Annotated in this window: 16 protein-coding genes; 10 read left to right on the forward strand and 6 right to left on the reverse strand. The window is 69.1% G+C overall.

Translation table 11 applies throughout. The features are described from left to right. Window positions 1–251 precede the first annotated feature (251 nt). The 3 genes from MSPGM_RS05275 (at window position 252) to MSPGM_RS05285 (ending at window position 7,706) form a co-directional block, all read left to right on the forward strand. Complete coding sequence (locus MSPGM_RS05275) at window positions 252–2,015, forward strand: type I secretion system permease/ATPase (protein ID WP_012752254.1); 1,764 nt, start codon at window positions 252–254, stop codon at window positions 2,013–2,015. A gap of 9 nt (window positions 2,016–2,024) precedes the next feature. After that, a complete protein-coding gene (locus MSPGM_RS05280; protein ID WP_003599415.1) occupies window positions 2,025–3,401 on the forward strand; it encodes an HlyD family type I secretion periplasmic adaptor subunit in 1,377 nt (458 codons plus the stop codon). Window positions 3,402–3,479: 78 nt separating this feature from the next. Continuing rightward, window positions 3,480–7,706 carry a hypothetical protein gene (locus MSPGM_RS05285; protein ID WP_012752255.1) on the forward strand — a complete coding sequence of 1,409 codons (4,227 nt, stop codon included), beginning with the start codon at window positions 3,480–3,482 and terminating at the stop codon, window positions 7,704–7,706. 138 nt (window positions 7,707–7,844) lie between these two features. Here MSPGM_RS05285 and MSPGM_RS05290 read toward each other — a convergent pair whose 3' ends face one another. From MSPGM_RS05290 to MSPGM_RS05315, 6 genes are all read right to left on the reverse strand, one after another. Then, window positions 7,845–9,803: a glycosyltransferase gene (locus MSPGM_RS05290; RefSeq protein WP_043765896.1), complete on the reverse strand. Its 1,959-nt coding sequence runs from the start codon at window positions 9,801–9,803 to the stop codon at window positions 7,845–7,847. After that, window positions 9,800–10,975 carry a hypothetical protein gene (locus MSPGM_RS05295; RefSeq protein WP_003599418.1) on the reverse strand — a complete coding sequence of 392 codons (1,176 nt, stop codon included), beginning with the start codon at window positions 10,973–10,975 and terminating at the stop codon, window positions 9,800–9,802. The genes MSPGM_RS05290 and MSPGM_RS05295 overlap by 4 nt, the downstream gene beginning before the upstream one ends. Window positions 10,976–11,010: 35 nt before the next feature. Then, window positions 11,011–12,765 carry an HlyD family secretion protein gene (locus tag MSPGM_RS05300; RefSeq protein ID WP_003599419.1) on the reverse strand — a complete coding sequence of 585 codons (1,755 nt, stop codon included), beginning with the start codon at window positions 12,763–12,765 and terminating at the stop codon, window positions 11,011–11,013. A gap of 1,141 nt (window positions 12,766–13,906) precedes the next feature. Beyond that, complete coding sequence (locus MSPGM_RS05305; protein WP_003600814.1) at window positions 13,907–14,707, reverse strand: ABC transporter ATP-binding protein; 801 nt, start codon at window positions 14,705–14,707, stop codon at window positions 13,907–13,909. Further along, complete coding sequence (locus MSPGM_RS05310) at window positions 14,701–15,699, reverse strand: ABC transporter permease (protein ID WP_003600815.1); 999 nt, start codon at window positions 15,697–15,699, stop codon at window positions 14,701–14,703. The genes MSPGM_RS05305 and MSPGM_RS05310 overlap by 7 nt, the downstream gene beginning before the upstream one ends. Before the next feature lie 9 nt (window positions 15,700–15,708). After that, the gene (locus MSPGM_RS05315; RefSeq protein ID WP_012752259.1) at window positions 15,709–16,794 is read right to left on the reverse strand and encodes an ABC transporter substrate-binding protein; all 1,086 of its coding nucleotides are present in this window, start codon (window positions 16,792–16,794) and stop codon (window positions 15,709–15,711) included. Window positions 16,795–17,333: 539 nt separating this feature from the next. On the opposite strand from MSPGM_RS05315, the gene MSPGM_RS05320 reads away from it, so the two are divergent. The 7 genes from MSPGM_RS05320 (at window position 17,334) to cysE (ending at window position 22,908) form a co-directional block, all read left to right on the forward strand. Then, on the forward strand, window positions 17,334–18,479 hold the full coding sequence (locus MSPGM_RS05320) for an acyl-CoA dehydrogenase family protein (protein ID WP_003607256.1): 1,146 nt from the start codon (window positions 17,334–17,336) through the stop codon (window positions 18,477–18,479). An 18-nt stretch (window positions 18,480–18,497) separates the two neighbouring features. Beyond that, the gene (locus tag MSPGM_RS05325; RefSeq protein ID WP_012752260.1) at window positions 18,498–19,595 is read left to right on the forward strand and encodes an LLM class flavin-dependent oxidoreductase; all 1,098 of its coding nucleotides are present in this window, start codon (window positions 18,498–18,500) and stop codon (window positions 19,593–19,595) included. Continuing rightward, window positions 19,595–20,536, forward strand: a complete 942-nt coding sequence (locus tag MSPGM_RS05330) for an ABC transporter substrate-binding protein (RefSeq protein ID WP_003600619.1) — start codon at window positions 19,595–19,597, stop codon at window positions 20,534–20,536. The genes MSPGM_RS05325 and MSPGM_RS05330 overlap by 1 nt, the downstream gene beginning before the upstream one ends. 26 nt (window positions 20,537–20,562) lie before the next feature. Beyond that, window positions 20,563–21,102: a cupin domain-containing protein gene (locus tag MSPGM_RS05335; protein WP_003600620.1), complete on the forward strand. Its 540-nt coding sequence runs from the start codon at window positions 20,563–20,565 to the stop codon at window positions 21,100–21,102. A 248-nt stretch (window positions 21,103–21,350) separates the two neighbouring features. After that, window positions 21,351–21,602, forward strand: a complete 252-nt coding sequence (locus MSPGM_RS05340; protein ID WP_375541390.1) for a PLP-dependent transferase — start codon at window positions 21,351–21,353, stop codon at window positions 21,600–21,602. A 171-nt stretch (window positions 21,603–21,773) separates the two neighbouring features. Continuing rightward, complete coding sequence (locus tag MSPGM_RS05345) at window positions 21,774–21,977, forward strand: hypothetical protein (protein WP_003600621.1); 204 nt, start codon at window positions 21,774–21,776, stop codon at window positions 21,975–21,977. Between the two features lie 85 nt (window positions 21,978–22,062). After that, window positions 22,063–22,908: a serine O-acetyltransferase gene (gene cysE / locus MSPGM_RS05350; RefSeq protein WP_261926190.1), complete on the forward strand. Its 846-nt coding sequence runs from the start codon at window positions 22,063–22,065 to the stop codon at window positions 22,906–22,908. Window positions 22,909–22,918: the final 10 nt, after the last annotated feature.

Raw genomic sequence — 22,918 nt, forward strand, 5'->3', positions numbered from 1 at the left:
CGGTCTCGGCGGCGCTCCTTGGAATACAATAAGCCTGCGCTAAGATTCATAAGCCGGCACGCGATGACGCGAGCCGGGGAAGCGGACGCGATGCGGCGGCACAAGTCACATTTTTCCGGGAATGAATCCCGGCCGACGGCCTCGAAGCTCCCCTTCCTGTTCCGAGGGATGGCGCTCTGTGGCCGGCATTCGCAGGCGGACTGCTTGGCCGCGCGATCCGGGCCACGTGAACCGGCGCGCCGGGAGGTGCCATGAGCGATCGTGTGGCCGAGTCCGTCTTGAAGGATGGGCTGCGGGCGATCCGCCCCGTTCTGATGACGGTGTTCGTCTTCGCCTTCTTCACGAACCTGCTTCTGTTCGCCGGTCCCCTGTATATGCTGCAGGTCTACGATCGCGTCCTCTCGAGCCGGAACGAGGCGACGCTCCTCGGCATCACGGGCATCGCGGCCTTCGCGCTCGCCGTCTATGCCGTCCTCGAAATGCTTCGTTCGCGCCTGTTGGTGCGGGGCGGGATGATCTTCGATCGAAAGGTTGCCGGACCAGTCTTCGAGATCGTTCACAGGGCCGCATTGCTCAAGCCGCGCGCCGGGCACGAAACGATCCTTCGCGATGTCGATGTCCTGCGTGAGTTCCTCACGGGCGGCGCGATCCTGGCGCTCTGCGACCTGCCCTGGGCCTCGCTGTTCCTGATGGCCTGCTTCATCCTCCATCCGTGGTTCGGCTGGATGGCGTTGCTCGGGGGCGGCACGCTCCTGGGGCTCACGCTCCTGACCGATCTCACGACCCGGCGGCCCCTCGACGTGGCGAGCCAAGCGGCCCGAGAAGCGGGCGAGCAGGCCCGCGCGACCATGCGAGGGGGCGAGGTTCTGCGCGCCATGGGCATGCTCGGCGCCTTGCGGTCCCGGTGGCGTCGGCGTCACGACGAGGCGATTCGGCTGCAGGCCCGGGCGAGCGATCGCGCCGGCCTCATCACCGCGGCGACGAAGTTCACGCGCATGTTCCTGCAGACGATGGTCCTCGGTGTCGGCGCCTACCTCGCCATCCATGGCGAGATCTCTGCCGGCTCGATGATCGCGGCTTCCATCATCATGGGCCGGACGCTCGCGCCCATCGAGGCGGTCGTCGGGCATTGGAAGAGCTTCACGGCGGCCCGGCGCAGCTATGCCCGGCTGGCGGACATCGTGGGGCGCATCGGCCTCGAACCGCAGCGCGTGATGCTGCCGCGTCCGCGCGGTCTGATCGAGACCGAGAATTTGGTCGTGGCGGCGCCGGGCTCGCCGACGGCCATTCTCCACGATGTCAGCGTGCGGCTGGAGCCCGGCAGCGTCGTCGGCATCATCGGTCCGAGTGCGGCCGGGAAATCGACCCTGGTCCGCGCGATCACCGGCGTCTGGCCCATCACCTCCGGCGCGGTGCGCATCGACGGAGCCGACCTCCGGCACTGGGACCCGCAGGCGCTCGGCCGGCATCTCGGATACCTGCCGCAGGACGTTGAATTGTTCGACGGCACGGTGGCGCAGAACATCGCGCGCTTCGACACCCAGGACGACGCCGCCATCGTCTCGGTGGCGCAACGCGCGGGCTGCCACGACCTGATCCAGGCTCTGCCGGACGGCTACAACACCCGGATCGGATCGGGCGGGCACGGCCTCTCCGGCGGCCAGCGTCAGCGCATCGCCCTGGCGCGGGCGATGTACGGGGACCCGAGCTTGGTCGTCCTCGACGAGCCGAATGCCAGCCTCGACCAAGCCGGCGAGGCCGCGCTGATGCGGGCGGTGGCGGACCTTCGAGAGCGGGGGACGACGGTTGTGATCGTCACGCACAAGGTGAGCCTGCTGGCGGGCGCCGATCAGATCCTGATGCTGGAGGGCGGAACGCTCCGCGCTTCGGGCCCGGCGGATCAGATCCTCACCCAGGTTTCCGGGCCGCGCCCGGTTCCGGCGCTGGTCGCGACCGGCGGTCGCGCGATGCCCGAGAACGAGAGGCTGTCCGAAATCCAACGTAGCGCGGGCTGAGCCATGACAATGCCTCCTGCCCCGATCCCGATCACGTCTTCCGCCGCTTCCTCGTCGTCGCTGGGCCGAGGCGGAACGGGTGCCGAGGACAGCGCCGTCCCGTCGATCGCGTGGCAGCGTTACGCGATCGGCGGCTATGCGCTCATCGCCGCGGCCTTCGGCGTCGCCGGTGCCTGGGCGGCCACCGTCCGCCTGGATCGCGCCGTCATCAGCACCGGCGTCATCGTCGCGGAAACCAGCCGCAAGGTCGTCCAACACTTCGAGGGCGGCATGGTCCAGGCGGTGCTGGTGAAGGACGGGCAGACGGTTCGCTCCGGCGACGTCCTTCTGCGCATCGATCCCCTACAGTCCCAGGCGAGTGCGGACCTGTTCCGAAACCAGCTCGACGCCGCTCTTGTCCTGGAGGCGCGGCTGCGGGCGGAGCAGGCGCAGTCCGACGACCTGCAACTGCCCGCCGACATCGCCGCACGGCGCAACGAGCCCGTCCTCGCACGCATGATCGGCGACCAGGCGGGTCAGTTGGCCGAACGGAGGACGACGCTGAAGGGCCAACTCGCCCTCATCGAGGCCAAAGTCACCCAGCTGCGGACGGAGATCTCCGGCCTTGCGGTCGAGAAGTCCTCGGTCGAGCAGCAGGTCGGCTTCATCCGACAGGAACTGGAGGGCCTGCGCAGCCTGCACGAGCGAAATCTGATCCCGCTGTCGCGCCTCCTCGTGATGGAGCGGGAGCGCACGCGACTGGAGGGTGTGATCGGGCGCTCCGTCGCGGAAAGAGCAAAAGCCGAGAACGCCATCAGCGAGGCCGGGCTGCAGGTCACCCAGTTGAAGCAGAAGCTTCAGGAGGCGGTCACCGGCCAACTTCTCGAGACGCGGCAGAGGATCGGCGAACTCCGGGAAAAGCTCGTCGTCGCGCAGGACGTGTTCCGGCGGCACGAGATCCGCGCCTCCCACGACGGCGTCATCCAGGGGCTCAAGGTTTTCGCGATCGGGCAGGTCGTCCGCTCGGGCGAGCCGCTGATGGAGATCGTCCCGACGGCGGACAGGCTCGTGGTCAACGTGCAATTCTCGCCCAACGACCTTGAGGCCGTCCATGCCGGCATGCGGGCGGAGATCAAGTTTCCGACCTTTCAGGCTCGCCGGACGCCCGCAGTCTTCGGAACGCTCACGGTGGTGTCGCGGGACCGTCTGGTCGACGAGGGGTCGAAGCAGGCCTATTTCGCCGGCACCGTGGAGATCGACGAACACCAGCTTCCCGCCGAGGTCCGACATCGCCTTCTCGCGGGCTTGCCAGCCGAGGTGGTGGTCTCGGCCGGGGAGCGCACGGCCCTGGAATATCTGTTCGCGCCCTTCTTCGACGCGATGGGACGCGCCTTCCATGAACGCTAGCGCTGCACCCGGTCGCTCCGCCATGGGGTGCGGCGCTCTCCGCCAAGGGTCGCCACGAGCCGACACGGTGAGATGACGATGAGCACGGTCATTCCCTTCTTCCGTCCGGCATCGGCGCGGCAAGGCAACTGGTCGCAGCAGGAGCTGGCCGAGTTCTATCGCGTCGAGGCGGCTCTCCTCCGTGCCGGGTTCAGCATCGCGAGCGAGCACGGCCTCAGCGACGAGGGTGAGCCGTGGTTCGTCTTCTGCCAACCGGACGGCGACGCGATCATTCATTTCGCCAAAATCGACGGCAGCTATCTCATCGCCTCGGACGCTCTGGATCGGCCCGTGCGTGGCACGGATTTCCGGACCCTGATCGACCAGATCGCCCAACTGCATCCGCACCTGCTTCCGATCCCGGCGACAGCGACGGGGACGACGCTCGTGGTTCATCCGGCCGCGCTGCTCGCGGCCCTGGTGGCGGCGGCAGCCTTGAGCCTGTCCTCAGAGGATGCCCATGCCGGTTCGCTCGTGGCGGACGGCGAAGGCGTATCTCCGCCGCCCGCCTCCCAGGGTGGCGGGCCCGCGCCGGGCCATCCGCAGCCGAAGGCCAATGGCGGGTCCGGTGATCGGGACACCGATCGCAAGCAGCTCGAGGCCATCATCCTCTCCGCGATGATCTTCGCAGCCGAGGCCATGGCGATCGATCACCGCGCCGTGAGCGCGGAGCTGAATCTCGACTTCGCGGACGGGGCGAGCAACGCCTCGATCCTAACCGCGCAGGGTGAAGCGGCGCCGGCGTCGGGCACCGCGTTCGGCTCCGGCCGCGGGAGCGTGTCGGCTCAGCCGGCCGTTCTGACGGCGCAGGGCAGCGGCGCGAATCCCGATGCTCGTCCTCACCCGGCTTCCGACACGATTACAGCGGCGAGCCGGGTCGATCCGGCTCCTGTGGCGCGGACCGAATCCCCGGCTGAAGCGCCGAAGTCACCAGCCTCGCAGAACCAGCCGCTGGCGCCGAGATTTGGCAGCGACGTCGCGCTAGCCAGCACATCGGCCGAGGCGTCCGCCGCCAAATCCAGCGGCCAACAGGCGTCGACGTCGGGTCGCAGCGAGAGTGCGGCGCCCACATCGGACGAGCCGGGGTCAAACTCAACTGATCAGCATGCCGGTTCGGCATTGGCCTCGATCGCCGAACCCGGCTCCCGCGCCCGTCCTGCACCTGCCCCATCGTCTGACTCGGCTGACGCCGGAAGCGGACCTGCCCGACCGGCCTGGGGCAATGCCGTAACCCAGACTGCGACGAACCGGATACCGGCCCCCGAAGCCTCGCGGGATGCCGACGATCGGGGCGGCGGCCGACCCGCAAAGGCTGCGCTCGAGGACAGTGCGAAGGTCGATCCGGCGGGGCTTGCCAACGGTCACGTCGAGGGCGTGGGCCGGGATCGAGAATCCCCGGCCAAGGCTGGAGCCGAGACCCATCCGACAGGAGAACAGGCCGCCCCCGGTCACAGCCAGCCCGAGGGCATCGGTCGAGGCCGAGGCGTTCAGACGGATACAGCGACCGGGAATAGTCCGCAGGCCGAGCGTGGCGCCGACAGTGACAGGCACCCCACCAGCGTTGCGGCGGCCCAGAGCGCGCAGGTTGAAACCGCGACCGGGAACACTTCGCAGGCCGGGCAGGCCCGCCCCGGTCAAAGTTTCATCGAAAGCACCGGTCAGGATCGCGGCTCGCCGGCGATGGCGGCCGTCGGACACAGCCCGAAGGCCGAGCAGGTTGGACCCGGCCAGGGCCAAGCCAGCGCCCAAGGCCAGGATCAGGGCGCGCCGGCTGCGGCCTCTCATGAAATGCGGGCCGAGCCAACGAGCCCCACGAACGGCCACGTGAACACCGTCGGTCCGGACCGCGCTTCATCGCCTGAGGGGGCGAGCGGGAACAACCCGCAGACCGTGCCGGCCGGCGGTGGCAATGGCCACGCCAGCGGCGGCGCTCGGGAAAACGCCGCGCCGGCTCAGGCTGAAGCTGCGAATAGCCCACCGGTCGAGTCGAGCAGCCGTGGCAATGCCGGTGCCGTTGCTCAGGAGCGGGGCCCGCAGGCTGAGCCTGCGACGGGAAGTAATCCGCCGAGCGCGCAGACCGGCCGCGGCCAGGACCAATCCAGCGTTGTCGCTGGGCAAGACGCCGTGCCGGCTCAGGCCGAAGCTGCGAATAGCCCACAGGTCGAGCAGACCGGCCGTGACAACGGCAACACGAGCGCCGTTGCTCAGGACCGGGGCCCGCAGGCTGAGCCTGTGACGGGAAGTAATCCGCAGACCGCGCAGCCCGGCCGCGGCCATGACCAATCCAGTGTTGTCGCTCGGGAACACGCCTCGCCGGCTCAGGCTGAAGCGGCGAATAGCCCACCGGTCGAGTCGAGCAGCCGTGGCAATGCCGGTGTCGCTGCTCAGGAGCGGGGCCCGCACGCTGAGCCTGCGACGGGAAGTAATCCGCCAAGCGCGCAGACCGGCCGCGGCCATGACCAATCCAGCGTTTTCGCTCGGGAAGAAACCGTGCCGGCTCAGGCCGAGACGAGGAACGGCCCACCGGTCGAGCAGACCGGCCGTGGCAACGGCAACGCGAGCGCCGTTGCTCAGGACCGGGGCCCGCAGGCCGAGACTGCGGTGGCACAGAACCCGCCGATCGTGCAGACCGGCCCGAGTGAAGGCCATGCCGGCGTCTCTGGCCCGGGAAGCGCACGGGCCGAGGCCGTGATCGGCGATCCTCCCGCGGGTCAACAGGTTGGTCGCGCCAGCGGCCAGGAGAATGCCAACGATCAAGGTTCGCAGCGGCCGACCGAGGCGGCGTCTGGAAACGATCCGCAGATCGAGCCGACGGGCAGCAACAACGGCCAGGGTCATGGCAGCAACTCGAAGGCCGAGGTTGTCGCGCACCGTGAGCCGGGTTCAGACGCGCCGACCGCCGGCCACGGCCGGGCCCCAAGCGATGCCAACGAGCGGGGATCGGCCGCGCAGGCCGAAGCCGTTCTTCCCGCGACTGAGCAGCAGGCCGATCGCGGCCAGAGTCAAAACTCGGTTCCGGCCGAGCGGAACGACCAGCAAGCGCCCGAAGCGCATGGTCCCGGCGCGAGCGACACGGCTTCAAGTCACGGTAAGCCAGAAACTCCCGGCGAAACGCGATCCGACGCGGCACCGACCCCGAAGGCTCATGCGTTGCTCGACCCCGATCCCGCTCTCCACGGATCGAAAACGCTCAGCGCGACCGAGCTGCCGGGCGGCGCGCACGATCCGACCGACGGAGCGGCTCCCGGGCCTGCAGCCAAGGCCGATCGGGCGCCCGCGGCGGCGGATGGACCTGGTCAGGATCTGACATCGTCGCCCTCCGAACCCGCACGGGGTCATTCGATCGAGCATGGCTCCGATCAGGCCGCGAACGCGGCAGCCTCGGAGCAGACGAACGGGGACGTGTTCGGCACGAAGGAGCACGGATCCACGCCAAGCGACGTCGCCGTGACGTCGCCATCGAACGTCCATGCCGGCGGCGCCGGGCCCCAGGCATGGCCTGCGCAGGAAGAGTCGGCGCCGCACGGGCAAAGTGCCGATGCGGAGCCTGCCGTTCCCGCGTCGGCTGCCCACGATCCAGTCTTGCAGGATCGGGGAAGCGATCGGGCGGAGGCGGAAAACCCCCTCGGACACGGCGCTTCACCGGCGTCGGACGCTCAGATTGCGTCGCCGAAGGGTGAGCACGCCCAAGCCGATCCTGACGGACCGCATGACAGCGCGGGACCCGTCGTCGTTCGCGCGATCCCAGTGGCGGACCCGCAGGCGACAGTTCACGGCGTGGACGAGAATGACCTGTCCGGCCCGTCCGGTGGTCCTGACCTGACGTCGCCGTCTGCACCGGCTGCGCAGGAGGCGATCGCACCGGCCCATCCCGATCGAGGACAGGTCGATGACGTCCTTTCGGTCAGCGGCCGCACCGACCGGGAGGCGCCCGGACAGGCGGCCCCTCCGGTCAAGGCCAACGAGCCGACCCAGCCGCCTGTACAGGTCGAAGCCGATCTGGCGGGCGGGCCTTTGCCAAACGGCCAATCCGGCTCCGCGGCGTCCCAGGGGGCGTCCGGTCAAGCGAAGCCGGGCCGGCCAAGCCCGCCGCCCGCGGTGATCGACGCGGACGGCAATCTCGTGTTCCACGCGGACGCCCCTCAGGATCCGGCGCCATCGGCCCTTCCACACGGGCCGGACGAGGCAACGACCCATCACACGGTCGGCCTGATCGGGGTCACGGATCAGACGCATCCGGTGCACGACATGTATCACCACACCTAGAGCCGTATCCGGCCGGATTGCCTCAGGCCGGCGTCTCCGGATGCTTGTCTTGCCGCGGGTTCTTGCGGCCGCACCGGCCGCCACTCGGTCGGAATGCGTTCAAGAGTATCCGCCGATGCGCTTCGCCCGCGGCGCCGCTCAGCCGAGGCCCAGGCTCCGGCGGAGCAGGCCACCAACGGCCGGTGTGAACCGGGCGGCCCGGGCGATGGTATCGCGCGGGGTGGAGTAGAGGGCCACGACCAGAGCCCGGTACTGCTCCGGGGTCGGATCGAGTGAAAGGCCGGCGGAGTCCGCAACCGCGTCGATCGCGCCGATGCCCGGAAGGTGCAGGATGAGCGGCGCACCCACCGCGGAGACCGGCTCCCCCGCCTCGGCGAGGGTCGCCCGGCCGGGCGAAAGGGTCGCGATGCGGCAGGCGTGGCTGGTCCCGCCGGCTTCGATCCGGGCGTCGGCGTCGTAGCGGAATGCGAGATCGACGCGCGGGTATTCGAAACAGACGAGGAAGCAGATGAAGGTCAGCACCATCGCCACTCCGGCCCAGACGAGGTTGAAGTAGTCGATATCCGAGATCTCGGCCGGAGCGGTCGGGGCGATGAAGGCCCAGACGATGCTGAAGGCCGAAAGCAGGGAGAGGCCGCCGAAGGCCGAGGCCATGCGCCAGCGGACGCGCATCTGGGAGCGATCACCCCCCTTTTCCGTGACTTTGAACGGACGGCCGAAGGGTCGGACGGCGGCTTGGATGAGCGTCATGGTGACGGCGAGCGCACTGATCGCGTGGGTCACCTCCATGAAGATCGGCAGCGTGCGCAAGCGCGAAACCCAGCCGCTATAGGCCCACAGAGCGAAGAGCGGGGGCGCACCGTATCGCAGGAAGGACAGCACGTCGGCCTCGAAGGCCGGCAGCCCGGCGATCCAGTAGACCGCCGGGGCCAGCAGCATCAGCACGATGTAAGGTTTGCAGGCCCAGTTCAGCACACCATGCAGGAAGTGGATCCGCTGGACCAGGGTATAGCCCGGCCCGCGAAGCGGCCCGTCGGCGAGCAACGCGATCTGAATCGTTCCGAGACACCAGCGGGTACGCTGCGTGATGTATTCCGGGAGGCCTTCAGCCGAGAGGCCCATGCTTAGCCGCTCGTTCAGCCAGTGAGTCTCGTAGCCTCGGCGTGACATGCCGAGCGACAGATTGAGATCCTCGCAGATCGCGGCATCCGGGAAGCCACCGATCTCGCCGAGCCGGTCGCGGCGCACGATGAACGAGGTGCCGACACAGAAGGCCGCGTTCCAGGCGTCCTTTGCCGGCTGGAACACGTCGAAGAAGATGCGCTGGTCATCGACCCAGCTATCGGAGGCGGCGAGATTGTGCTGGATCGGATCGGCATTGAAGAAGAATTGCGGCGACTGCACCACGCCCGTCTTCGGATCATCGAACAGGCCGACCATGCGCTTGAGGATGTTCGGCTGCGGCGCGAAATCCGCATCGAGCACGAGAATAAGGGGGGCGTCGGTCCGCTCAGCGGTGTGACGCAGGGCGTTGTTGAGGTTGCCGGCCTTGGCCCCCTTGTTGTCCGGGCGCGTGATGTAGCGGGCGCCGACCTCCTCGCAATAGTCGCGCAGCCAATCGCGACGGGTGTCGTCGCAGACCCAGACGGTCTTGGGTTCGTAATCGATGGCGAGCGATGGCAGGATCGACTTCTCCACAACCTCGCGCGGCTCGTTGTAGGTGCAGATGAAGATGTCGACGGCCGGCCATTCGCCACTCGCCTCGCGGCGAGCCTGGGCCGCGTCGGCCTCCGTTGACCGGTCCTTGAAGCGCAGCAGGATGATCACCGAGAGCAGGGTATAGACCACCGCCACCATCTCGGCGGCGAAGAACAGGTAGGACCAGAGGGCACCGGCCTCGGGGGTCAGCGGCGGCAGCGTGTCGCTCCAGCGCCAGCGCGCGTAGGTAGCGATGAGCGCGGCCGTCAGCGCTCCGAACAGAAGGCGATCGAAGGCGCGCTCCGGCCGCAACAGGCCCGCGAGAGCGAAAAGCCCGAGCGCGATGCCGAACGAGAGCGCGAGCACGGAGGCCGCGTCGCCGGGCGAGGGAAACATCATTGGACGCGGCCTCCTGTGAAGGGATTGTGGCCCAAAGCTGCCAGCGCGGCCCAAGCCGTCGCGCCAAGATGCGGACGGCGGAAGTAGAAGAAATCGTCCTGCGTGCTCGCCGGCCCGATTCGCAGACCGGTGGTCAGCCGTGCTTCGCGGCTCGCATAGAGCCAGCCCGAGGGCGCGCGCTGACCGGCCAGAGTCTGCAGAAGTTCGCCTGCCGTGGCCTCGTTCTGGACGGAGCGATAAGCGAGCGCCGCCTGTGCGGTCCCCTCGACCCAAAGGCCGTCGCGGTCGTCGTTGAAATCGAACCCGCCGGGCACGCCCAACCGTGTGGTCGCGCAAGACAGGGCGCGCCGCCAAGCCTCCGGTGGATTGGCGACCCCGAGCAGCGGCCAGAGCTGCGTATCGAGGGCGACGGCCTCGATACCGCGCATATGGCCCTCGGTATCGGTGCCCATCCGGAAGCAGCCGGCCCGCTCGTCGAAGGCGGCGTCGAGGAATGTCCGCGCCGAGGCAGCCATGGCCCGGTCGTCGGGCTTGCCGAGCCGCATCCCGAGGGCAACGATGTCGAGGTTGTGCTCGGTGGAGGCCCAGCTCAGCGACGCTTGGTCGGGATCGTAGCCGTCGAGCCCTCCGGTGAAGCCGGGCCCGTTGTGGCGGGCCGTCCGCGCTCGGATCCAGGCCGCGAGACGGGTGGCCCCTTTCTCGAAACGCGGGTCCTGCGTCGCGTCGCGCAGATTGAGCAGTGCCAGCCCGACCCACGCGACGTTGCCGGTCGCCGTGCCGTCCTGATAGCGGTCCTCAGACCAGCGCTTGTTCGCGGCGTCCCACCAGCCCGGGAGGAGGACGGGACGCGCGCGCACCGGGCCGGCGCGATAGGCATTGCGGATGCGACCGTCCTCGAAGGTGCGGTCGCTCTCGATCGCCACGAGGAAAGCCTCGCCGATCTGACGGGCGCGCCGCAGGTCGCCGCAGGCCGCGAGCGCCGTGGCCGCCAGGGCGTTGTCGTAGGAGAAGGCGGTGCTGCGCAGCGGCGGCGGAACCTCCTTCTCGTCCGGCCCGGGCTCGTAGCTCGCGAGGAACACGGGGTCCCCATCGGGCGCCGTCCTCTCGACGGCGCCGGACAGGGCGCGGCACAGCTCCCGGCCGAGATCATCCGCCCAGGCAGGGGCCGACATTCCCAACGTGAGAGCGAGCGCGGCGGCGACCGCCCTCAGCTGCGTGCCTCCTGTGCGATGGAACCTGTCCGTTTCGGAGCCTCGCTTTGGAAAGAATTCGGCCGTGCCGGCGGGAGCGGCGGCATCGAAATGCGGCGCGCAGGGGCGATCTCGGCAGGCTGCTGCCCCGTGCTCGAAGGCTGGGTCAGGATCGGGGCCATGCGATCGGCCACAGGCTTCTCCCCGGACTCCGTGGACGCGATGGTCGGCGCGTCTCTCTGGATAGCGGGCGCGATCGCCTCCGATTGCGTCTCGGAACGGCCCTCACCAACGGCTGAGCTCGCCCGAGGCGTTCCGGGTTCCGGCCGCACGGGGACGTCGTGGCCGGCCCGGGCCGGGCCAGCGACATCCGCACCCGTGGAGACGACGTGTTTCAGGACGTCGCTGGCGGAGGAGACCATGGCCCGGGCGTGATCGGACACGGTTTGCACGACATCGGGTGCGGCGGCCGCGACCTTCGTCACGAGCCCGCTCGCGCCGTCACCGAGATCGCGCCAGACGACGGAGTTCGACGGCACCCAGCCCGATTCCCGTGTGACCGTCACCCAGCGCCCGACGCCACAAGCCGCCTCCACCGGGGTTTCGGACGCCGCACCGCTGGCCGGGAGCGGCTCGGGCCTGACCAAGACGTAGAGCTCGCGCCGCTCCGTCTGCGGGAACGGCACCGCGTAGGTCGCGTCGACGGTGTCGCTGGTCTTGGGCAGAATTTCGGTCACGATGCCTTTGCGAGGCCCGACGGATCCGCCCGAAATCGTGACCGCGCTTCCCACCTGCAGGTTCTGGCCCTGGCGGTAGGAGAAGATGGCGACAACGAAGCTGCGCTCGCAATCCACGACGGAGGCGAGGCTGTCGCCGGCTCCGACGTGACGTCCGGTCGTGGCGTTGACGTTGTAGACGACGCCCTTGGCCGAGGCCTTGATTTCGGAGGTCGTCAACCTGTCGAGGCGCTGGTCCTCCCGCTTCAGCAGCGCCTGCTGATCGACCATCGCGGCCTTCAGCTCCTTCTCCTCGATTGCAAGGCGCTGCGTATCGTAGGTGATGGAGAGCTGCTTCTCCGACAGGTCGGCAAGGCTGCGCAGTTCGTCGCCCAGGAACAGCCCACGAGCCAGTCCCTCGAGCTGAACCGTCTTCTGATTGAGCTTGGCCTCCGCCGCCTTCTTCTCCTGAATCGCGGCGTTGAAGGCTTGCGTCGTCGACTTCACCATATCGGGGCTCGCCACGTCGCGCGCGACCATGCCGACCTGACGCTCCATCAGCACCCGCTTCTCCTCGCCCGACGCGTTGGCTGAGGCGATTTTGGCTTTGAGCTCCTCGACCTGTGAGCGGAGGACCTGCATCATCTGTGCGGACTGATCCCGGATCGCCCGATCGATGGCCGAAAGATAGGCCTCGTTCGAGGTTCTCTTGTTCTCGGCGGCAAGCGCGCGCTCCCGCAATTCGGAGACCCGCCCAGCTAGCTGGATCGCCGTGGCGCGATCCAGGCGGTCATTGGTGATCTGGGCCACCAGCGAACCGCGTTCGACCTTGTCCCCCGCAGTGACCGGGATCGCCCCGATATCGCCCGCGATCGGGGCCGTCAGCAGGGTGACCGGGGCGTTGACCACCGCGCGATCGGATTGGTCCGCCACGAGGGGCGGAAGCACCGAGGTGCCGATCAAGATCGCCAGAACCGAGGCAAGACCGACGCTCGACACGCGGACGAGCCGGCCATGGCGGTGCTCCGGCGCGGACGTGAGGGTAGGCTGGGACACGAGGCCAACTCCAGGCGCGTGGAATGGGTCGCTCTGCGGACGGCAACCGTTCGGGTCATCGGCCGTGCGACGCCCTCTGAATTGCTGCGGCGCCGAAAGGGTTGCGAAAATTTTTCGTTAAATTCGAATTAAAAGCGAGCATGTAAGAATATAGTCGGAGCCGGACAGCGCCTAAGAGCGTACGCATAAGTCCAATTTACGATTGCGGTGCACGCGATTCGCCGAATTGTGGCGCAAATGCAGTCATCTTTGTTCAAAATATTGTCATTCGAAGCGCGGGGTGCGTCGATTGTTTGCAGGCTGTCGCCGCTCCCGCGCGCTGCACCCTTGCCCCTCTGCGGGCATGGGTGTGCTTACGTGCATGCTGCCGCAATGCGTGGCGATACATCCGGCGCCCAAGTTCAGGTCCGCCGGCCAAACTCAGGGCTAAGAGTGCCTCACGAAATTCCGGTTTCCGACCGGTTCTCGCTCCTGCGATGACAGCGCAGCGGGAGTTTCGTGAGAGTCACTAAGCCGAGTACGCCCCAAGTCGGCCTGCCCATCGTCCGTTGTCATTCGCACTGCACTCGGGTCGGCATCAACTCGCGTGAACACCCGTAGCTCTGGCCTGGTCCAACGTTAGACATCTCGGTCATGCCGGCCGCCGAATGTCATGCAAGGCAACGGCATGCACTTTTGGGCGGCACCAAGCCTCAAGCGGGCGATTGGACCGTGACCGCTGCACTAAGAGTGACCGCGGAATCCTGGAGGCTCCCGCTCTCATATATTCGAGACGCAGAATTCGTAGCCTCTGTCCTCAGGCTTGAATGCCTCAGCACAGACAAAAACCGCGGCAATCTTACACTCGCTGCGCTTGTCCTGTTCGGTGTGTCGTTCGCGATTCACGTTGTCGGCGACAATGGATCGGAACCTCGAGCTTAGCTCCCCACGAACGCTCTCAGCGCGTCATCGAGGTCTGGAGTTTGCATTGATCCACACCGGGAATGCCTGCTTCGCGCCAGCAGCAGACCTTTGGCACGCATATCACGACGATCCGACATTGTTCGCTTAGCCAACCGACGCCACCGGCTTCGGTTGGCGCGGTGGTTACGGATGGGCCGGTCGAACGGAGGATGAAAGCACGACCCCGAGCGGCAGCCGATCAGATCGATTGACCGAGGATGCCGAGGATTTTTCGGCGCAGACGCACCAATTCAGGATCGTCGCGGTGGCGCGGATAGGGACGCTCGACGAGGATGTCCGCGCGGATCGCGGCCGGGCGGTCGGAGAGCACGATGACACGCTCGGCCAGCACCAGCGCCTCCTCCACGTCGTGGGTGACGAGGAGCGCGGTGAAGCGCGTCTCCTGCCACAGCCGCAGGATCTCGGCTTGCAGGCTGAGTCGGGTCAGAGCGTCGAGCTTGCCGAGCGGTTCGTCGAGCAGGAGAAGGCGCGGCGCGTTCACCAGGGCGCGGGCCAGCGCCGCGCGCTGGGCCATGCCGCCGGAGAGTTGGTGCGGAAAGACCTCGCTGAAGCCGTCGAGCCCGACGAGGCGCAGGGCCGCCTCGACCCGGGCCGCGCGTTCGCGCCTGGCGACACCGCGGGCCTCCAGCCCTAGCATCACGTTCCCCTGCACCGTGCGCCAGGGATAGAGCGTCGGGTCCTGGAACACGAGCAGGCGCGACGGATCGGGGCCCGTGACCCCAGCCCCGTCGATCGAGATGCGGCCGGCGCCGGGCGGCTCCAGCCCGGCGACGAGACGCAGTAGGGTGGACTTGCCGCAGCCGGAGGGACCGAGCAGCGCCACGAAGCCGCCCGGCGCCACGTCGAGGGAGATGCGGTCGAGCACCGGTAGCGCGGCGCCGCGGATGTCGAAGGCGTGCGAGACGGCCTCGACGGTGAGCCGCGATCCGGCCGCCGCAAGGGGCGCCGGGGCGGAGCGTTCGAGTGGACCGGCTACCATTGCACCAGCCCCTTCTGCCAGGAGAGCACCCGGTCGCGCAGGCGGAACAGCAGGGTGATGAGCCCGGAGCACATCAGCGCCATCACGATCAGCGCGGCGTACATGTTGGCGTAGGCGGCCCAGCCCTGAGCCCATTGCAGGTACCAGCCCAGGCCGGACTTCACGCCGAGCATCTCGGCGACCACCAGCACGGCGAAGGCGCCGCCGAGCCCCATGAACAGCCCGACGAAGACGTGCGGCAGCGCCGCCGGGACCGCGACCCGCAACACGAGGAAGGCGGGCGAGGCCCCCAGCGTGCGCGCCACGTCGAAATAGGCCTTGTTGACCCCGGCGACCCCCGACCACGTCAGCACCGTGACCGGGAAGCCGGTGGCGAGCGCGATCAGGAAGGTGCTGGCCGACCAGGACGAGGGAAACACGAAGAAGGCCATCGGCAGCCACGCGGTCGCCGGCAGCGGCCCGACGAACCGCAAAATCGGATGCGCCCAGTAGCCCACGGCCTTCGACCAACCGATGGCGACGCCGAGCACGAAGCCGAGACCGGCGCCGATCAGGTAGCCTCCGGCGAGCAGCTTCAGCGAGGCCAGGATGCTGCCGCCGAGCCTCGGCCAGTCTTCCACGAAGACTTCTAGGATCGCCTGCGGCGGCGGGAAGAAGGGCATCGGCAGGAGCGCGAACTTCGCCGTGATGAGTTCCCAGGCGGTGAGGGCCAGCGCCAGAAGCGTCAGCCAGGGCGTCCAGTGCGCCAGGGAGGCTCCGGCCCGGCCGAGATGCGCCGACCGGGCGACCAGCAGCGGCAGGACGAGGCCGAGGCCGAGGGCCCCGGCCGCGAAGGCGGCGGTGGTGGGGAAGTCGCCGTCCTCCGGCAGGGCGTAGGTCGCCCCCGCGAGCGCGAGCCAGGCTGCGCCGAGAGCGAGCGCCCGCAGCGGTAGCCCCGGGGAGCGCCCATGGGCATCGGGCAAGGCGCCGGCGAATCCGGTGAGGCTGGTCATGAGCGCCCCTCAGCTCAGCACGTCGGCATAGACGCGCTCGGCGAACTTAGCCGTGTCGGTGGTGCGCTTGAGGACGTTCACCTGTTTGAGCTCGTCGCCGTAGAGTACGAGCTGGCGCTTCAGGTCGGTGCCGACCGGGCGGTCGCCGTGGTGCTGGCTGCGCAGCATCGCGGCGAGATCCTCGACCGACCCCTTGCCGCCGTAGCCCGAAAAGATGCGCGCGGCGTCCTCCGGGTTCTCGTGGACGCGGTGACCGGCCTCCAGCACGGCGCGGGTGAGCGCGGCGGCGGCAGCGCGGTCGTTACGGATCAGGCTGCCGCGCACGGCGACCACGCAGCAGGTGCGGTCGGCGTAAGCCCCCGAGAGGTTGGTTGCGATTTCCGTGAATTTCGGGTCCTTCAGCCAGATCCACGTGCGCGGATCGGAATCGGCCAGCGCCTGCGCCTCGCCCTTCTCGACCGCGAGGTTGAGGAGGTCGGCCGGGTATTGCCGCCACTCGACACCAGTCTCCGGATCGATGCCGGCCTGCGCGAGCAGCAGGGCGAAGAAGTTCTTGGCCGGGCTCGCGTGATCGCTGATCGCGATCGTTTTGCCCTTCAGCGCCGCGATGTCGGTGATACCGGCGGATTTCGCGCCGAGCAGCCGGAGGCAGCCGCCATGCAGGCCGGCGGTGATCTTCACGTCGAAGCCCTGTTCCAGCGGCTTGAGCCAGCGCAACGCCATGCCGATACCGGCATCCGCCTTGCCCGTGGCAATGGCCTCCAACAGAGCCTCGGTCGAGCCGCCGAAATTGACGAACTCCACGTCGAGGCCGTGGGCGGCGAAGATGCCGCGCTCCTTGGCCAGCGGCGCCGCGGCGGTGCAGATCGCGGTGGCGTTCCAGGCGAGCTTGATCGGCTTCAGGGGACCGGCGGGCCCCTCTGCGGCGGCGGGGCGGCAGATCGGGCCGGGATCGAACGGCACGGCCGGACCGGGCCCCCAGGCCCGCACGCCGCCCACCCCGAAGCCGAGCGGGAGAGCCGCTGCGGCAGCGCCCGCGCGCAACAGGAACCGGCGCGACGGCAGGAGGCCGGGGCGCGGGGGCTCGTCGGTCATGGTCGTCTCCGCAGGGTCGCAAGGCGGGACGCACCGGAGGATCGCCCGGTCAACCGGGACGATGCGGCGCGTCGATATCGGGAACAGCTTCTCGGGAGGGGGCTGGTTTATTCAGTTTTCAATTGCTTGGCAGTGAAGTCAATCGAAGCATCTTTCCAAAATACGTCATGTCCGGCGATAGACTTTCTCAGTTTTGACGTCCGCGAGAAGATTTTTCGCCCAGCGATCCGGGTTTAGGGTGATCAGCGCTGGATCATGGGGAAGCGGCGACAGGACGGTCCGTTCGCGGGCGAGACACCGCGGACACGGCCTCCGAAGCAGAGGTCCTACGCGTCGTCGACAGAGCAGAGCGCGATCTTCCGGTATTCGGAAGCGTGCGGGCAGAACCTCCTTCCAGAGGTCCCATCTTTGGAAACACGTTTCGTTGACCGCCCGCTCCTCCGCGCCGAGCATAGCGAGACCTTGCGAAAAGCCTCCCGCCAATCGCCACGGCACTTGGCTCCGCCCCTCCCCCCTCGCTCTTTCCTCATGCCCTCTCGATGACCATGGCCGCCGCGTCCCTCGATACCGTCCGGCGTCTGGCCGAGAACTTTGCCGCGGAAGCCGGTGAGCGCGATCGCGCCGGCGCCTTTCCGCACGGGCCGATCGCATCTCTGCGCGAAGCAGGTCTGATCGGGCTCACCGTGCCGGAACGGCTCGGAGGCGGCGGGGCCGGGCTGGCGCGGGCGGCGCAGGTCGTCGGTACGCTCGGTGCCGGCGATCCGGCGGTCGCCCTGGTGCTGGCGATGACGCTGCTCCAGCACGGGCTGATCCACCGCGCCGGCACGCCCTGGCCGCGTGCGCTCGCGGACACGGTCGGGCGCGACGCGGTGACGAAGGGCGCCCTCATCAATGCGCTCAGGGTCGAGCCCGATCTCGGCACACCTGCCCGCGGCGGCCTGCCCGGCACGCTCGCCCGGCGCGATGGTGACGACTGGCGGGTATCGGGCCGAAAGATCTACTCCACCGGCGCGCCGGGCCTCGCCTACGGCGTCGTCTTCGTGCGCACCGACGAGCCGGAGCCGCGGGTCGGCAACCTGCTGGTGCCGATGTCGTCCCCGGGCATCCGCATCGAGGAGACCTGGGACCATCTCGGCCTGCGCGCGTCGGGAAGCCACGACGTGGTGTTCGAGGACGTGCGGGTGCCGGGCGACCACGCGGTCGACCTGCGCCGCCCGGAGGAATGGCGCCGGCCCGATCCGCTGCAGCAGGCCTGGAGCTGCACCCTGCTCGCCGCCCTCTACGACGGGGTCGCGCAGGCGGCGCAGGCGTGGTTCCGGGACTTCCTGCACGAGCGCGTGCCCGGCAGCCTCGGGGCGCCGCTCGCCAGCCTGCCGCGCTTCCACGAGGCCTTGGGCGAGAACGAGCGGCTCCTCTCCGTCAACGCCCGGCTCGTGGCCAGCCTCGCCGCCGAGACCGATGCGGGCGCGCTGCCGGCCCCGCAGGAGGCGGGCTTCGTCAAGCTGACCGTGACCGAGAACGCGATCCAGGCGGTGCAGCGGGTGGCCGAGTTCTGCGGCAACGCCGCGCTCTCGCGAAAAGCGCCACTGGAGCGGCACCTGCGCGACGTCCTGTGCGCGCGCATCCACTGGCCGCAGGGCGACGCGGTGCGGGTTGCCGCCGGCCGCACCGCGCTCGGTGTCTGACAGTCGAGGAAAATCCGGATGAGCCTGCTGCCGCCCGAGACGACCGAGTTCATCGGCTTCGTCGCCCCGCACGAGGTCTCCGAGACGCGCGCGGCGCGCGGGCCGGCGATCGAGCCCGACTATCTGCGGCTCCTGGCCAAGGCGCACGAGCGGGGCGGGTTCGATCGGGTTCTGGTGGCGGCCTATTCCACCTCCCCCGATCCCCTGCTGATCGCCGCGGAGATCGCGGCCGCGACGCGGCGCATCGGGCTGATGATCGCCCATCGCACCGGCTTCACCGCGCCCACAATCGCGGCGCGCCAGTTCGCGACGCTCGACCAGCTCAGCGGTGGGCGCGTAGCGATCCACGCGATCAGCGGTGGCGACGACCGCGATCTCGCCCGCGACGGCGACCATCTCACCAAGGACGAGCGCTACGCCCGTACCGCCGAATTCCTCGACATCCTGCGTCTCTCTTGGACGTCGGACGCGCCCTTCGATTACGCGGGTCGCCATTACCGGATCGAGGCCGGATTCTCCGAGGTGAAGCCAGTCGGGGCGATCCCCGTCTATTTCGGCGGCGCCTCGCCGGCGGCTCTGGCGGTGGCCGGCCGACACGCCGACACCTACGCCCTGTGGGGCGAGACCTACGCCCAGGTGCGCGAGCTGATCGGCAGGGTGCGGGCGGCGGCCGCCCCGCATGGGCGCTCACCCCGGTTCAGCCTCTCGCTGCGGCCGATCCTGGCGGAGACTGAGGAGCGGGCCTGGGCGCGGGCGGAGGCCATCCTTGCCGAGACCCGGCGGCTGCGGACCGCCCGCGGCCTCGCGTCTGCAGCGCCCCCGCAGAACGAGGGCTCGCGCCGGCTGCTTGCCGCGGCGGCCGAAGGCCAGCGCCTCGACAAGCGCCTCTACACCGCGATCGCCGCCGAGACCGGCGCCTCCGGCAACTCCACGGCGCTCGTCGGGACACCCGAGCAGGTCGCCGACGCGCTCCTCGACTATCACGACCTCGGCGTGCGCACCTTCCTGATCCGCGGTTTCGACCCGCTGGAGGACGCGATCCAGTACGGGCGCGAATTGCTGCCAGCCTTCAAGGATCTGCTCGCCCGGCGCCGCGGCACGGCGGAGGCCGCGTGATGGCCCGCTGGCTCGTCCTGATCGCGCTGGCGCTCGCCAGCCTCGCGCCCGCCCACGCGGAGGAGGTCTTGCGCGTCGGCGACCAGCGCGGCAACGCCCGCGCCCTGATGGAGGCCACGGGCGTGCTCGACGGACTCCCCTACCGGCTTGAATGGAGCGAGTTTCCGGCGGCCGCCCCGCTGCTGGAAGCGTTGAATGCCGGCGTCATCGACGCGGGCGGCGTGGGCGACGCCCCCTTCACCTTCGCCGCCGCCGCGGGGGTTCCGGTCAAGGCCTTTCTGGCCTTCCGCAACCGGCAGGACGGGCTCGCCATCCTCGTGCCGCCCGACTCCGCCATCCGTAGCGTGGCGGATCTCCAGGGCAAGCGGATCGCCACCAACCGCGGCTCGATCGGCCACCAGGTCGTCCTCGCCGCCCTCGAAGAAGCGGGGCTGCCGGCCGACAACGTGCAGTTTCGCTTCCTGCCGCCTGCCGACGCCAAGTTGGCGCTGACCTCCGGCGCGGTCGATGCGTGGTCGACCTGGGAGCCCTACACCTCCGCGGCCGAACTCGCCGGCCTCGTGCGGGTGCTCCGCGACGGCAACGGCATCACCCCGGGCCTGAGCTACGCGGTGGCGAGTGATGCCGCGCTGAAATCCAAGCGCGCCCTGCTCGCCGACTACGCCGCCCGCCTCGCCAGGGCCCGAGCCCGGGCGCTGACCGATCCGGCGCCCTATGCTGCCGCATGGTCGCGGCTGATCGGCCTGCCCGAGGCGGTGCCGCTGCGCTGGTTCGGGCGCGCGCGCTATCGCACCGTGCCGATCGATGACACCGTGATCGCCGACGAGCAGCGCATCATCGACCTCTACGTGCGGGCCGGACTGATCCAGGCGGCGCGAGCCCCGCGCGCCGAGGCGATCCTCGATACCGGGTTTTCGGACGCGCTTGCCGCCGTGCGATAATCGCGGCGACGAAGGATTTTGTGAACATGCACGACCTCGGCGACGGCCACACCCATGACCATGAGCCTCACGACCATGAGCCTCACAATCATGACCACGACGAAGGCGCCGCGCGTTGGAAGCATGACGGCGTGCGGGTGATCCCCGGCGACCGGCTCGATCCCAACACGGCGCAGACGCCCGGCATGTTCCGGCAGGCGGCGGTCAACGCCGCACGGGTCGGCGCCCAGAAAATCTGGGCCGGCACCGTGGCGATCGAGCCCGACGCCAAGACCGGCGTGCACCACCACGGCGCGCTGGAGAGCGTGATCTACATCGTCTCCGGCCAGGCCCGGATGCGCTGGGGCGAGCGCCTCGAATACGTGGCGGAAGCCGGGCCCGGCGACTTCATCTTCGTGCCGCCCTACGTGCCGCACCAGGAGATCAACGCCTCGACCAACGAGCCCCTGCACTGCGTGCTGGTGCGCTCCGACAACGAGGCGGTGGTGGTCAACCTGCCCGATGTCGAGGCGGCCGAGCGGCCCGAGACGGTCTACTGGGTCGATCCGATCCACAAGCACCCGTGAGGCAATCGGCCGAGCGTTCGGCCGGCCGTTGTCGCAGGCGGATGCGAAAACCTGTTTGCGCTCGAGGCCCTCGGCACCATCGACATCCCGGTCACCGGTCCCACCGTCGACGTGCTGGAGCGGCGTCCTTGCCGCACTGAAGGGCGGTGCGGCCGCACGCGCCCCCGCCTCGGATCAGGCGGCCTCCGCGCTGAAGCGTCCAAGCTGTTCTATGGCGTCGCCCATATCGACATGCCCGCAGCCGCGCGATCCAACCAGCTTCGACCCGCCACTCGCACTTGACGCCGGATGAGCCGCGCGCCGTCGGCGCCACCGACGGCTACGTGCGCCTCGCCGTCGGGCTGGCGAACATCGACGAGATCCGGACCGACCTCGATCGAGCGCTCGCTGCCGCCGGCAGCGGCTGGATCGCCGTCCCGTTCCGGGGGCGCGCGGCGAGAAGTGCGGAACAAGGCTTGCCAAACGGCGTTCTCTCGATAATTATCGAATTGAAACAATGACTTACCGAAAATAATGCTCTTGATCCGCCCTCCCGCGCAGCAAATCTTCTCCCGTATCCCGGCGCGGTTGGCAGGCTCTTCCTACCCCTCCCGCGGCGCGCGATTTGAGACGCTGCGTGCGGGCCGGTGGATCGGAAGCCGTGACGGGATTCCCGCTTCAAGGACACCATCATGCTGAGTGCGACGATGCTTCCCGGCGATCAGGTCGTGTTCGATCGGCTCGACCTCGCCGAAGCCCTCGGGATCTGGCGCCATGCGCGGGGCCGGGTGATCGGCATCCACGGTCAGGCCGGCCGCGCCACGATCGATGTCCAGTTCGACGGCCACGAGACCCTGCAGAGCTACCTGCCGGACCTGTTCCGGCGCATCCCGTGAAGCGATTGGACGACCCGACGATGCGTGCGCGCGATCACCGCTGCGGCCTCCGCCCGCTCCCCCCGTCCAATCCGGAGACCCGGTCGTGACCGCAGCCCTGGCGATCGTCCCGCCCCTGCGGGCGACGAGCCGCAGCATGGCGGAGGGGGATGTCTGGGCGGCGATGCGGAGCGAGGCCGAGGCTGCGCTGATCGAGGAGCCGCTCTATGCGGGTCTGATCCAGGCGACGGTGCTCGACCAGCGCAGCCTGTCGGAAGCGCTGGCCTACCGCCTCGCCCACCGGCTCGGCGACGGCGACCTGTCGCGGCTCACCATGCGCGATCTCTGCTTCTCCGCCTTCGAGGCCGACCCGCATACGGGGCTGCACGCCGTGCGCGATCTCATCGCCATCCGCGAGCGCGACCCGACCTGCCGGCGCTATCTCGATCCATTCCTGTTCTACAAGGGCTTCGCCGCGCTCGAAGGCTACCGGGTGGCGCACTGGCTCTGGCATCAGGGCCGGGCGACGCTCGCCCTGCACGTGCAGAGCCGCATCTCCGAGGTGTTCGGCTGCGACATTCACCCGGCGGCGCGGATCGGCTCGGGGGTTTTCATCGATCACGCCACCGGCGTCGTCATTGGCGAGACCACGGTCGTGGCCGATGACGTCTCGATCCTCCAGTCGGTGACGCTCGGCGGCAACGGCAAGGAGAGTGGCGACCGGCATCCGAAGATCGCCCGCGGGGTGCTGCTCAGCGTCGGCGCCAAGGTGCTCGGCAACATCCGGGTCGGGGAAGGCGCCAAGGTCGCCGCTGCCGCGGTGGTGCTGCACGAGGTGCCCGCCCACACCACCGTCGCGGGCGTGCCGGCGCGGGTCGTCTCGCGCCTGCGGAGCGACGAGGAGCCCGCCCAGACCATGGATCAGTCCTTCGGTTTCGGCGACGGGATCTGAGCCGGCTGCC

The organism is Methylorubrum sp. GM97 (assembly GCF_024347855.1).
In the GTDB taxonomy this organism is placed as follows: domain Bacteria; phylum Pseudomonadota; class Alphaproteobacteria; order Rhizobiales; family Beijerinckiaceae; genus Methylobacterium; species Methylobacterium extorquens.

Excerpts from the sequence above, each read along its gene's own strand:
- MSPGM_RS05335 (WP_003600620.1), top strand. The coding sequence starts at position 20,563 with ATGCACGACCTCGGCGACGGCCACACCCATGACCATGAGCCTCACGAC.
- MSPGM_RS05320 (WP_003607256.1), top strand. The coding sequence starts at position 17,334 with ATGACCATGGCCGCCGCGTCCCTCGATACCGTCCGGCGTCTGGCCGAG.
- MSPGM_RS05315 (WP_012752259.1), bottom strand. The coding sequence starts at position 16,794 with ATGACCGACGAGCCCCCGCGCCCCGGCCTCCTGCCGTCGCGCCGGTTC.
- MSPGM_RS05295 (WP_003599418.1), bottom strand. The coding sequence starts at position 10,975 with ATGTCGGCCCCTGCCTGGGCGGATGATCTCGGCCGGGAGCTGTGCCGC.
- MSPGM_RS05285 (WP_012752255.1), top strand. The coding sequence starts at position 3,480 with ATGAGCACGGTCATTCCCTTCTTCCGTCCGGCATCGGCGCGGCAAGGC.
- MSPGM_RS05345 (WP_003600621.1), top strand. The coding sequence starts at position 21,774 with ATGCTGAGTGCGACGATGCTTCCCGGCGATCAGGTCGTGTTCGATCGG.
- MSPGM_RS05310 (WP_003600815.1), bottom strand. The coding sequence starts at position 15,699 with ATGACCAGCCTCACCGGATTCGCCGGCGCCTTGCCCGATGCCCATGGG.
- MSPGM_RS05280 (WP_003599415.1), top strand. The coding sequence starts at position 2,025 with ATGCCTCCTGCCCCGATCCCGATCACGTCTTCCGCCGCTTCCTCGTCG.
- MSPGM_RS05275 (WP_012752254.1), top strand. The coding sequence starts at position 252 with ATGAGCGATCGTGTGGCCGAGTCCGTCTTGAAGGATGGGCTGCGGGCG.
- MSPGM_RS05290 (WP_043765896.1), bottom strand. The coding sequence starts at position 9,803 with ATGATGTTTCCCTCGCCCGGCGACGCGGCCTCCGTGCTCGCGCTCTCG.
- MSPGM_RS05330 (WP_003600619.1), top strand. The coding sequence starts at position 19,595 with ATGGCCCGCTGGCTCGTCCTGATCGCGCTGGCGCTCGCCAGCCTCGCG.
- MSPGM_RS05305 (WP_003600814.1), bottom strand. The coding sequence starts at position 14,707 with ATGGTAGCCGGTCCACTCGAACGCTCCGCCCCGGCGCCCCTTGCGGCG.
- MSPGM_RS05325 (WP_012752260.1), top strand. The coding sequence starts at position 18,498 with ATGAGCCTGCTGCCGCCCGAGACGACCGAGTTCATCGGCTTCGTCGCC.